This window comes from Sphingomonas sp. S-NIH.Pt3_0716 (assembly GCF_003950715.1).
Classification (GTDB): domain Bacteria; phylum Pseudomonadota; class Alphaproteobacteria; order Sphingomonadales; family Sphingomonadaceae; genus Sphingobium; species Sphingobium yanoikuyae_A.
In genome coordinates, this window is record NZ_QLJK01000019.1 from 103,297 (window position 1) to 114,029 (window position 10,733).

The following is a 10,733-nucleotide window of genomic DNA, read 5'->3' on the forward strand; positions in this document are numbered from 1 at the left end:
CCGTATTGCTCAAGCAATACAGTGATGCTATGATCCCGATCCAGGCCCGACAAGGAGTGCCCCAGAATGTATAGCGAGAGCGATCTGCAAGATGCCGTAGCGGCCGGCGCGCTGACGCCCGCCAGCGCCCAGGCGCTGCGCGACCATGTCGCCGGGCTGCGCGCCAGTTCGGTGGACGAGGAACATTTTCGCCTGCTGACCGGCTTCAACGATATTTTCGTCGCCATCGCCTCGGTGATCCTGCTGGTCGCGGTCGCGAGACTCGGTAGCGAGATCCGCCTCGGCATCACCACCCCGCACCAGCCCTCCTTCGTGTCCGGCCTGTTCGTCGCCGGCACCGCCTGGGGCCTGGCCGAATATTTCACGCGACGCCTGCGCATGGCGCTGCCTTCGATCCTGCTGCTGCTCGCCTTTGTCGGCGGCATAGCCTTCGCGGTTGCAATGGCGATCGGACCGATCATCCTCCACGGGCAGAATGATGGCGCGGGCCTGGTCGCCTCGCTCGCCGGCCTCAGCGCCGCGATCGCCGCCTGGTTCCACTGGCGCCGCTTCATGGTGCCGATCACCGTCGCTGCCGGTGCTGCCGGCGCGGCCGCGATCGTCGGCGGCCTTGCCATGTGGCTGATCCCGTTCAGCCAGACCCTTTTCTTCATCCTGCTGCTGGTCACCGGCCTCGCCATCTTCGCCCTCGCCATGCGCTGGGACATGAGCGATCCGGGCCGCACCAGCCGCCGCTCCGACGTCGCCTTCTGGCTGCACCTGACCGCCGCACCGATGATCGCCCATTCGCTGTTCCAGTTGCTGGGCATCAGCCATGGGCTGGTCGATGCGGGACAGGCCTTCCTGGTGATCCTGCTCTATCTTGCCTTCGGCTGGGTCGCGCTGGCGATTGACCGACGCGCACTGCTGGTCTCCAGCCTCGCCTATGTCCTCTATGCGCTCTACAGCCTGTTCCAGAAGGTCGGCACAGTCGACCTCTCGGTGGCGCTCACCGCGCTGGTGATCGGTGGCGGACTGTTGCTGCTCTCGGCCTTCTGGCACCGTGCCCGCGCCGCGATCGTCACCGGCCTGCCGCCGGCGCTCGCCAGCCGCCTGCCCTATCTCAATCGCGCAGCTGCCTGATCAACCCAACGAAAAGGGGCCGCTTCCTCCACAGGAAGCGGCCCCTTTTTCACACCCATTCCCGGTGATGTCAGTTCATCGCCAGGATCATGTTGCGCACCTGGGGATAGACCTGCTTTTCCCATTTGCTGCCGGAAAAGACGCCATAATGGCCAACGCCGGGCTGCAGATGATGGCGCTTCAAATGCGGCCGCAGGCCGGTGCAGAGGCTATGGGCGGCCGACGTCTGGCCAACCGCACAGACATCGTCCTTTTCGCCCTCGACCGTCAGCAGCGCGGTCTTGCGGATCGCGCCGGGGTTCACCGCCCGGCCATGGACCGTCAATTCGCCCTTGGCCAGCAGCATGCGCTGGAACACCATGTCGACCGTTTCCAGGTAGAATTCCTTGGTCATGTCGAGGACCGCGAAATATTCCTGGTAGAAGGTCTTGATCTTGTCGGCCTCGATCGTCTTGCCGTCGGCCAGCAACTGATAGAGTTCGCGATGCTGCGACCCGTGCCGTTCCATGTTCATCGACATGAAGGCGGACAATTGCAGGAAGCCGGGATAGACCTCGCGCCCGCGCCCGGCGTAGCGGAACGGCACGGTGGAGATCAGATTCTCCTCGAACCATTCGATCGGCTTCTCGTTCGCCAGTTCGTTGACCACCGTCGGCGCCGCGCGCGGATCGATCGGCCCGCCCATCAGCGTCATCGACCTGGGCGTCGCCGCATCCTCATCCTCGGACATCAGCGCCACGGCGGCCAGCGCCGGCACGCAGGGCTGGCACACCGACACCAGATGGGCGCCGGGGCCGATATCCTGCAGGAACTGGATCACATAATCGACATATTCGTCGAAACCGAAGCGCCCCGCTTCCATCGGCACGTCGCGGGCATTCTTCCAGTCGGTGATATAGACGTCATGGTCCTGCAACAGCGTCGCCACCGTGCTGCGCAGCAGGGTTGCGAAATGACCCGACATCGGCGCCACCACCAGCACCTTGGGCTGGGCGGTCTCGACATCGTCCTTCACGAAATGCAGCAGGTCGCCGAACGGCAAGTCGAGCACGATCTCCTCGCGCACCTCGACCTCGGCATTGCCGGTCTGGACGCGGTCAATGCCATAGGCCGGTCGCTTGTGGGTCATTCGCGCGCCCTGGAACACGTCCATCAGCGCGAACATGCGGCGCGGCATCGGCCAGTCGGCGACCGGACCCATATGGTCGCGCATCGCCAGCGCCATCTGCGCCCCGAAGCGGGCCGGGGCCAGCATGTCTTCCATGGCCTGGTAACCGTCGTAAAGCATTCGCATATTACCAAAACAACCTTGTTCAACCTGGAGGAGACGACTCGGTTCTTCCCTTAAACGCTATACATGCTTTTCATGTTGCACTGCATCATGAATGATGGAAAATAACATTCGGCATGTCTGCCAGGGAACCGCCCCTGCGATTTTGCGTTTGGGGGCCGGGAACCGTGTATCGGGAGAGCATGGATGGCCGTCGCGGAACTCACTCTATCCAGCAAGAACTATTCCTCCTGGTCGCTGCGCGGCTGGCTTTTGTGCCGGCTCGCCGGGCTGAAGGTGGAGGAAAGGATCATCGCTATCGATGATCCGGAAAATCGCGCCGAACTGTTGCTCTTGTCGCCATCGGTGCTGGTGCCGCGCCTCACCCATGAAGGGGCGAGCGTCTGGGACACGCTCGCAATCGCGGAATATCTGCACGAACTCTATCCCCAGGTCGGCATGTATCCCGCCGAACGCATCATCCGCGCCCATTGCCGGTCGGTCTCGGGCGAAATTCATTCGGGCTTCGCCAATCTGCGTTCTGCCCTGCCGATGAACCTCAAGGTGCGCCATGACCGCTTCCCGATCTTCTCGGGTGCCAAGCCCGATATCGAGCGGATCGAGACGATCTGGACCGAATGCCTCGACGCCTATGGCGGCCCCTGGCTGTTCGGCGAAAAGCCCACCGTGGCCGACGCCATGTTCGCACCGGTGGCGCAGCGCTTCCTCACCTATGCCGTGCCACTCTCACCCAGGTCGGCGGCCTATTGCGACACCATCAACGGCTGGCCGCTGATGCGCGAATGGATCGACGCCGCCCGCGCCGAACCCGATGATATCGAGGAACTGGATATCGAGTTCTGAAACGGCCCTTTCCCCCGCCCTGTGCGGGGGTTAAGGCACGGGGATGAAACACGCCCTCCCCCTCCTGGCCCTCGGCCTTGCCACCCTGTCCTTCCCCGCCAATGCCCAGACCGACCCGGCGAAAACCGATCCGGCCAAGCTGGAACAGTCGGTCCGCACCATGGCGTCCGACCTGTTCGAAGGGCGCGCGCCCGGCACCGTGGGGGAAGAGCGCACGATCGGCTATCTCGTCGCCCGCTTCGAGCAACTGGGGTTGGAGCCGGGTGGTCCCGACGGCCAGTGGGTGCAGACCGTGCCGCTGCTACACACCCGCCTTGGCCAGTCGGAAAGCCTGTCGGTCGCGCAAAATGGCGCCGCCACCCCCTGGACCTTCGGCAAGCAGGTTTATCTCTCCACCCTTCAGCCCAAGGACAAGGTTGCCGTCGCCAATGCGCCGATGGTCTTTGTCGGCTATGGCGTCTCCGCCCCGGAACGCGGCTGGGACGATTTCAAGGGCGTCGATCTGAAAGGCAAGATCGCCGTCTTCCTGATCAACGACCCGGACTTTGAAGCCGCGAAGGGCGAAGACCCGTTCGGCAAGTTCGGCGGCAAGACCATGACCTATTATGGCCGCTGGACCTACAAGTTCGAGGAAGCCGCCCGGCGCGGTGCGATCGGCGCGCTGATCATCCATGATACGCCGGGCGCGGGCTATGGCTGGAATGTCGTCACCAGCCCCGGCGGCGAGAATTACGACCTCGTCCGCCCGGCCGACAAGCTGACCAGCCTGCAGGTGCAGGGCTGGGTCGAGGGCGAGGCGGCAAAGGCCCTGTTCGCTGGCGCCGGTCAGGATCTGGCCGCGCTGCGCAAGCAGGCCCGCTCAGCGAAATTCAAGCCGGTCGAACTCAAGGGCGCCAGCTTCTCCGCCGCCTTCCCGGTCACCCAGGAAGTGGTGAAGAGCGCCAATGTCATCGCCCGCATCCCCGGCGCCAAGCGCCCGGATGAGACGGTCATGTATGGCGCCCACTGGGACGCCTATGGCAAGGGCGCACCCGACGCACAGGGCCGCATCTATCGTGCCGGCGCCAATGACGACGCGCTCGGCATGGCCGGCCTGTTCGAGATAGCCCGAACCTTCAAGGCCGGCCCCGCCCCCGATCGCTCGATCGTCTTCGCCGCCTGGACGGCGGAGGAACGCGGCCTGCTGGGGTCAGAATTTTATGCCCAGAACCCGGTCTACCCGCTCGACAAGACGGTCGCGAACCTCACCATCGACGTGCTCCAGACCGCCGGCAAGGCCAAGGACGTGATCCTGATCGGCAAGGGCCAGAACGTCCTCGAGGACGATCTCGCCAAGTTCGCGGCCAAGCAGGGTCGCGTCATCACCCAGGAAAGCCTGCCCGAACGCGGCCTCTTCTACCGCGCCGATCATTTCTCCATGGCCAAGCGCGGCGTGCCCGTGCTGCTGATGATGGGCCTCGCCGGCGCATCCGACATGATCGATGGCGGCCGCGCCGCCGGCCAGGCCTGGATCGATGCCTATACCGGCAAATGCTATCACCAGGCCTGCGACGCGGTCGACGATACATGGAAGCTGGACGGCGCCGCGCAGGATGTCGACCTGATGTATGACATCGGCCGCGACCTCGCCTTCTCGGCCCGCTGGCCCGAATGGAAGGCCGGCTCCGAATTCAAGGCCATCCGCGACAAGAGCGCGGCGGTCCGGAAGTAATCCCCTTCTACTCCCCTCCCTTTTAAGGGAGGGGCCGGGGGTGGGTGCCTCCGCAGGAGGCTCACTTCGTTCGCCACCCACCCCTTGATCCCCTCCCTTGCAGGGAGGGGAGATACTTATGCAGCGCTCAACCGATACAGTCCCGCCCCATGCGGCGGCAGCGTCACCGCAATCCGGTCCGCCTGCGGCCCCAGCGCCTGCCCGACCCACAGGTCGCGCACCGCCACCGGACCGTTCAGCCCCAGATCGCGCAGCCTGATCCAGACCTCGCGTGGCTTGTCGCTGACGTTGAACAAGGCGACATAGCGATCCGCGCTCCCTTCCGCCTTCGCCGACCAGATGCGCCCGCCATCCTCGATATAATGGGGCTGGTTGTCATGGCTCGCCTGATTGACCGCGATCACCTCCTTGTTGGTCAGCAGCGCCAGCGTCGCCGCGTCCAGATGCCGCAGATCGCCGCCCATGATCAGCGGCGACCGCGCGATCGCCCACAGGGTCATCAGCGTCCGCTGCTCGTCCGGCGTGAAGCGCGTATCCCGCTCGCCCAGCGCCAGCCGCCCCAGCGGCAGCATGTCCGCATCCGGCCATGATCCCGGCCCACGATAGGGCGTCCAGTTTTCCAGCCGGGTGAACTGCGCATCCAGCATCGCCCAGTCATCCCAGAAATCGTCGGAAATGCGCCACATCTGCGCATATTTGCGGACATGGTCGCCGCGCATCACCGGCGTCTCGCCCGGTGAAAGGCTCAGGATGATCGGCCGCCCGGTCGCAACGATCGCCTTGTGCGCCGCCTCGATCTCCGCCGCATGAGCGTCATAGGGCCGGCTCATATCGTCCATCTTGACGAAATCGACGCCCCAGTCGGCATAGAGGCGGAAGATGCTGTCGTAATAGGCCTGCGCGCCCGGCCGCGTCATGTCGACGCCATACATGTCCGGGTTCCAGCTACAGATGCTCTTCCTGTCGGCAATGTCCGCCGCGCGATATTTCGTCCCCAAGATCGGCAAATTCTGTTCCACCGCCGCGCGCGGAATGCCACGCATCACATGGATGCCGAATTTCATGCCCAGCGCATGCACTTCCTTGGCAAGCTGGGTGAAGCCCTTGCCCCCGACGCTGGAGGGAAAACGGTTGGGCGCCGGGATCATCCGGCCATAACCGTCCATCGCCGGCCTGGGCTTGGCGTTGTAGGTATAGCTCGACGCCTCGGGCTCATACCACTGAATGTCCACGGTGAAGATGTCATAGCCGAAGGGCAGCAGCTTTTCCGCCATGATCCCGGCGGTCTCGCGCGCCTGCGCCTCGGTGATGGTGGTGGCAAAGCTGTTCCAGCTATTCCATCCCATCGGCGGACGCGGCGCCAGCACCGCTTTTCCCGCTTCCGCCGGTGCTGCCCCCGCCCGCACTGCGCCAGCAGCCGCAAGCCCCGCCACGCCGCCCGCGAGCATATCGCGGCGGCTAGCCTTCCATGTCATCCTCATCATTTGTCGGAGTTAATAGGAAGGCGACAAAAATAGCAACAGCCGTTCGTTTCGAGCCTGTCGAGACATCCGGCTCCAAGCCGCCTGGACAAGTGCGCCAGCCGCCGAAATGGCCAAGATTGACGGGGAACGGCCTCTTTTCGTTCGTCATTCCCGCGAAAGCGGGAACCCATCTCCCAACGACGCGTCGGGCGGCTAGGCCGGGAGATGGATCCCCGCCTGCGCGGGGACGACAAAATGGGGTGGCTAGGCGATGGTCCGGTTTGGAGGAGATAATCGACCATAGCTGACGCTGCGCGAAGAAAAATCGTTCGGCAACATTCACCCCAAGTCGGTCGTTCAGTCTAGCGCCGCTCTGGTGCGAAGAAAGGACAGGTATCGTTGATCTTCGGTGGCAAACAATTCCGCTCCAGCACCCATATAAGCCCGCATCAACTCGTCGGCAGCGCGATCATGCTCACCCATATCGAGTAGCACCTGACCCAGCCTAAGAGTCCGTTTGGAAAATCAGGGGTGAACGTTTCGGCGTAGGAGATTGCCGCCCATGGCGACGAGGATCATGGCCTGCGAGACGTCGATGCGCTTCTCGTAATCGCGGACCAATCGGCGCCATCGGATCATCCAGCCAAAGGTCCGCTCGACGACCCATCGTCGGGGCAGAACCTTGAAGCCCTGCTGCTGATCGCTGCGTCGAATGACCTCGACGACGAAATCCAGATAGCTTGCCTTGTCCATGAGCTTGAGGCGGTCATAGGCGCCATCGGCGAAGAGATGTTTGATCCAGGGCCAGCGGCCATCGAGGATGGCCTGGGCACCCGCGCTGTCCGAAATGTCCGCAGTGGTCAGGTTGACCATCAGCAGCCGCCCATCGGTATCGACGGCGATATGCCGCTTGCGCCCGACAACCTTCTTGCCTGCGTCGAACCCACGCTTTTCTGCTGATGGCGCCTTGACCGACTGGCTGTCGATCACTGCTGCGCTCGGACTGGCCTCCCGACCTTGGCGCTCGCGATCGAGCATCAGTTCGATGTCGTGGATTGTCTGGAACAGGAACCTGCGAGCCAGTTCCCGGAACCAGCCATAAACCGTCTGCCATGCCCCGAAATGGATCGGCAGCATCCGCCAGCCACAGCCCGACCGAACAAGGTAGCGCACGGCGTTGATTACCTCGCGAAAATCCACCTCGCGTGGGCGGCCCCGGCGCCCCGGCTTGGGCATCAGGGGCGCCAGGCAATCCCATTCCTCATCGGTCAGATCACTGGGATAGCGCTTCGTCTTCTTGGCAATCTGGGCCATGCGCCCTCGGCTCTGATGGGTCCACATCCAGAGCCTGAATCAGACGCAGAGCCTCGCGACAACCCCCGCCGCCGATTTTCCAAACGGTGTCTTAGATGAAGGAATGGATTGCCTACCGCGTCGGGACAAACCATCGCGTATTCCAGCGCCTCTTTCGCTGAGGTGTTGTAGTTTGCGAGAAGCGCCGCGTCACCGATTGCCGCCAGTATCCAAGTGGACGCATTCCATTGGCTCTTTGGTTCGGGAACGATCTCCCATGCTCGATTATATTCGGCGATGGCTTCTTCATACCTTCCAGCAGAGGCGAGTGCATCACCATCGGCGCAAAAATGCTGGATCGCGTCATGGACGGTCGATGATAGTTCTGCGGTCGTCATTACGACTAAGGGTAGTCGGATGCTGCCCATCACTCAATGACTGCTTTCCACCAGATTTGGCTATTCGGCGTTCGACCTGCCATTTTGATGAGCGGCAGGTTTCGGGATGCGGATAGCAATGATCAAGTGCCTGCGTCTGGTCGCAAGCCGCCCTACCCACATCCGTCATGCAGGGCTTGACCCGGAATCCCGCTTTTCGACGCTATAGATAAAAAAGCGAGACACCGGCTCAAGGCCGGGGTGGCGATGATGGTCAGGGCTGCTCTTGGTCGCTTTCAGACCATCCTCCCCTGCAAGGGGAGTTCAAGGGAGACCCGTGTCTCCCTTGAACTGGCCGTAGGCCAGACGGAGGGATCTCCCCCTCTTTATAGGGCGCGTGCCTCCACCACCTCATAGTCCCTTCCGCAGAGTTGCGTGCCTCTGCGGAGCCTCGCAGGGGAGGAACTTACCGCCGCAAATGATCGTCAGCCTTGAAAGCCCGACGCCCGCATTGCCGCCGCGCCACCCCGCCCCTATCCGCACGCCACCTTTCTCCCTATCTACCGCTCATGCACCGCCTGTTCGTCGCCATCCGTCCGCCCGCCACGATCCGCAGCCAGCTTCTGGCCCAGATGGCCGGCAGCCCAGGCGCGCGCTGGCAGGATGATGGCCAGTTGCACCTGACCCTGCGTTTCATCGGGGAAGTGGATCGCCATCTGGCGGACGATATCGCCGATGCGCTCGCCGGCGTCCGCTTCCAGCCATTCGCCATCGCGCTCGCCGGCACCGGCTATTTCGACCGGCGCGGCGTGGTCGACACCTTATGGGCCGGGGTACAGCCGCGCGATCCGCTCGCCCATCTTCATGCCAAGGTGGATCGCGCCTGCATATCGGCCGGCATCGCGCCCGAAGCCCGCGCCTATCTGCCGCACATCACCCTCGCCCGCTTCAGCCGCCACGGCGGCGATATCGCGCCTTTCCTGGCGCTGCACGCCGGCCTTGTATCGCCCGCCTTCACCGTGGACGAATTCAGCCTCTATGAAAGCCGGCTCGGCCATGCCGGCTCGAGCTATCACGCGGTCGAAACCTATCGCGCAGACGGTCATCCCGGCGCCCGCGACGATTGACGCGGACACCGGGGCAATCAGGCCTCAGCCAACGCTCAGCACGCCACAGGCGACGCGGCCGCCCGCATTACCGGTCGGGTCGCTCTTGTAGTCGTCGGCCTGGGCATGGATCACGATGGCCGCGCCATCGGCATCCAGCAGCGGCGTCGCGCCGTCGCTGATCGCGCCGCCCGGCACCACATATTCGATCTCGCCGCTGCCGTCGGGCTTGGCCTGCATGTTGGGCATGTCGCCCATATGCATGCCCTGCGGATTATCCTTGCCATGCTGATGGCTGGTCGGGTTCCAATGGCCACCCGCGCTGGTGAAGTCCGGCCCCGTGCAGACGCCGGTAGTGTGGATATGCACCGCGTGGATGCCCGGCGTCAGCCCCTGCGCCTTGACCACGACATGCAGGCCATCGCCTGCCTGGGTCACCACGGCGGTGCCGCGCGCGCTGCCATCGCCAGCGGCCAGCTTGGCCTTGGCGGTCGGCGCGGCGGGCGCGCTCTGGCTGGTCGCGGCACAGGCCGTCACGGCAGCGAGCAGAGGCAGGGCAAGGAACAGGGCGGCGGTCTTCATGGCAAACTCCCGATCACGGAAACAACTGCGCGAACGCGGCAGACGCGTCTTTGTTGCCGATCCGATCCGGTTTGTCATGACCCTTCTGCATATCGTTCGCAATAAAAGCAGGGGGATAGCATGGCATTCGTCTTGATGCCCCTCCTTCACCGACCCAAAGGGCTGTCCGGAGGCAATAGCCTGAGATCGCGATGTGTCGCATGTCAGGCCCCAGCCCGGTAGCAATGCAGATCGCAGCGTTATCGGTTCGCCCCGGCAAATAGCTGGCCGGCCATGAGCGCAGACATGATCAACCGCCCATGCGCCGATCGTCTACGCTGCCCAGCACATGACATGCCGGACAGATATCCATTCCCCCCGGATCGCAACAGACTCCAACGCACGACAGGTCAGCGCCCGACAGCCCAGCGCGCGCGACGCAGGACAAGAAAAAGGGGCCGATCTTGCGACCGGCCCCTCTTCATATTCCATCCCGAAGGACGGAAATTTCTTACTGACCCGAACCCGGACCGTAGCTGATTTCCACGCGACGGTTCTGGACTTCGCGAACGCCGTCCGCGGTGTCGACGCGCGGCTTCGATTCACCGAAGGCCTGGGTGGTCATCACGCCGTCAGGGATACCCTTCGAGGCGAGATAAGCCTTGGCGGCGTCAGCGCGACGCTGCGACAGACCAACGTTGTACGAGGCTGCGCCCGAACGGTCAGCGTGACCGGCCAGCATGACCTGGGCGTTGCCGCAAGCGCTGTAGGCCGAAACCGCGTTGTCCAGAATGGTGGCGGCGTCAGGCGTGATGTCCGACTTGTCCCATTCGAAGAAGACTGCGCGAACGCGGCAGACGCGTCTTTGTTGCCGATCCGATCCGGTTTGTCATGACCCTTCTGCATATCGTTCGCAATAAAAGCAGGGGGATAGCATGGCATTCGTCTTGATGCCCCTCCTTCACC

At 63.6% G+C, this 10,733-nt stretch carries 9 protein-coding genes and 1 pseudogene; 4 read left to right on the forward strand and 6 right to left on the reverse strand.

Translation table 11 applies throughout. The features are described from left to right. The first annotated feature begins 66 nt into the window (after positions 1 to 66). Positions 67 to 1,122 (forward strand): hypothetical protein, encoded by a 1,056-nt coding sequence (locus BRX37_RS16245; RefSeq protein WP_125988219.1) that lies wholly within the window; start codon positions 67 to 69, stop codon positions 1,120 to 1,122. A 70-nt stretch (positions 1,123 to 1,192) separates the two neighbouring features. Here BRX37_RS16245 and BRX37_RS16250 read toward each other — a convergent pair whose 3' ends face one another. Next, positions 1,193 to 2,416: a polyhydroxyalkanoate depolymerase gene (locus BRX37_RS16250; RefSeq protein WP_125988221.1), complete on the reverse strand. Its 1,224-nt coding sequence runs from the start codon at positions 2,414 to 2,416 to the stop codon at positions 1,193 to 1,195. 183 nt (positions 2,417 to 2,599) lie between these two features. On the opposite strand from BRX37_RS16250, the gene BRX37_RS16255 reads away from it, so the two are divergent. Together BRX37_RS16255 and BRX37_RS16260 are read left to right on the forward strand one after the other, a co-directional pair. After that, positions 2,600 to 3,256 carry a glutathione S-transferase gene (locus tag BRX37_RS16255; RefSeq protein WP_004207782.1) on the forward strand — a complete coding sequence of 219 codons (657 nt, stop codon included), beginning with the start codon at positions 2,600 to 2,602 and terminating at the stop codon, positions 3,254 to 3,256. Positions 3,257 to 3,299: 43 nt separating this feature from the next. Beyond that, entirely contained in the window at positions 3,300 to 4,967 is a 1,668-nt protein-coding gene (locus BRX37_RS16260) for a M28 family metallopeptidase (RefSeq protein WP_125988223.1), read from the forward strand. Between the two features lie 116 nt (positions 4,968 to 5,083). Here the strand turns inward: BRX37_RS16260 and BRX37_RS16265 are convergent, their stop codons facing one another. From BRX37_RS16265 to BRX37_RS16275, 3 genes are all read right to left on the reverse strand, one after another. After that, positions 5,084 to 6,442 (reverse strand): glycoside hydrolase family 27 protein, encoded by a 1,359-nt coding sequence (locus tag BRX37_RS16265; protein WP_125988225.1) that lies wholly within the window; start codon positions 6,440 to 6,442, stop codon positions 5,084 to 5,086. Next, complete coding sequence (locus BRX37_RS27090; RefSeq protein ID WP_206434168.1) at positions 6,426 to 6,599, reverse strand: hypothetical protein; 174 nt, start codon at positions 6,597 to 6,599, stop codon at positions 6,426 to 6,428. The genes BRX37_RS16265 and BRX37_RS27090 overlap by 17 nt, the downstream gene beginning before the upstream one ends. A 356-nt stretch (positions 6,600 to 6,955) precedes the next feature. Beyond that, positions 6,956 to 7,771, reverse strand: a complete 816-nt coding sequence (locus BRX37_RS16275; protein WP_125988227.1) for an IS5 family transposase — start codon at positions 7,769 to 7,771, stop codon at positions 6,956 to 6,958. Positions 7,772 to 8,669: 898 nt separating this feature from the next. Here BRX37_RS16275 and thpR point away from each other — a divergent pair. Then, positions 8,670 to 9,227: an RNA 2',3'-cyclic phosphodiesterase gene (gene thpR, locus BRX37_RS16280; RefSeq protein WP_125988237.1), complete on the forward strand. Its 558-nt coding sequence runs from the start codon at positions 8,670 to 8,672 to the stop codon at positions 9,225 to 9,227. A gap of 24 nt (positions 9,228 to 9,251) precedes the next feature. On the opposite strand, the gene BRX37_RS16285 is transcribed toward thpR, so the two are convergent. Further along, positions 9,252 to 9,788, reverse strand: coding sequence for a superoxide dismutase family protein (locus BRX37_RS16285; protein WP_004207790.1), 537 nt, complete (start codon positions 9,786 to 9,788; stop codon positions 9,252 to 9,254). A gap of 490 nt (positions 9,789 to 10,278) precedes the next feature. Further along, positions 10,279 to 10,608: pseudogene (locus BRX37_RS16290) on the reverse strand (OmpA family protein); the annotation flags it as partial. Positions 10,609 to 10,733: the final 125 nt, after the last annotated feature.

Bases quoted from the DNA above. Each gene is read 5' to 3' on its own strand.
- BRX37_RS16255 (WP_004207782.1), top strand. From the start codon at position 2,600: ATGGCCGTCGCGGAACTCACTCTATCCAGCAAGAACTATTCCTCCTGG.
- BRX37_RS27090 (WP_206434168.1), bottom strand. From the start codon at position 6,599: ATGACGAACGAAAAGAGGCCGTTCCCCGTCAATCTTGGCCATTTCGGC.
- BRX37_RS16250 (WP_125988221.1), bottom strand. From the start codon at position 2,416: ATGCGAATGCTTTACGACGGTTACCAGGCCATGGAAGACATGCTGGCC.
- BRX37_RS16245 (WP_125988219.1), top strand. From the start codon at position 67: ATGTATAGCGAGAGCGATCTGCAAGATGCCGTAGCGGCCGGCGCGCTG.
- BRX37_RS16285 (WP_004207790.1), bottom strand. From the start codon at position 9,788: ATGAAGACCGCCGCCCTGTTCCTTGCCCTGCCTCTGCTCGCTGCCGTG.
- BRX37_RS16260 (WP_125988223.1), top strand. From the start codon at position 3,300: ATGAAACACGCCCTCCCCCTCCTGGCCCTCGGCCTTGCCACCCTGTCC.
- thpR (WP_125988237.1), top strand. From the start codon at position 8,670: ATGCACCGCCTGTTCGTCGCCATCCGTCCGCCCGCCACGATCCGCAGC.
- BRX37_RS16275 (WP_125988227.1), bottom strand. From the start codon at position 7,771: ATGTGGACCCATCAGAGCCGAGGGCGCATGGCCCAGATTGCCAAGAAG.
- BRX37_RS16265 (WP_125988225.1), bottom strand. From the start codon at position 6,442: ATGACATGGAAGGCTAGCCGCCGCGATATGCTCGCGGGCGGCGTGGCG.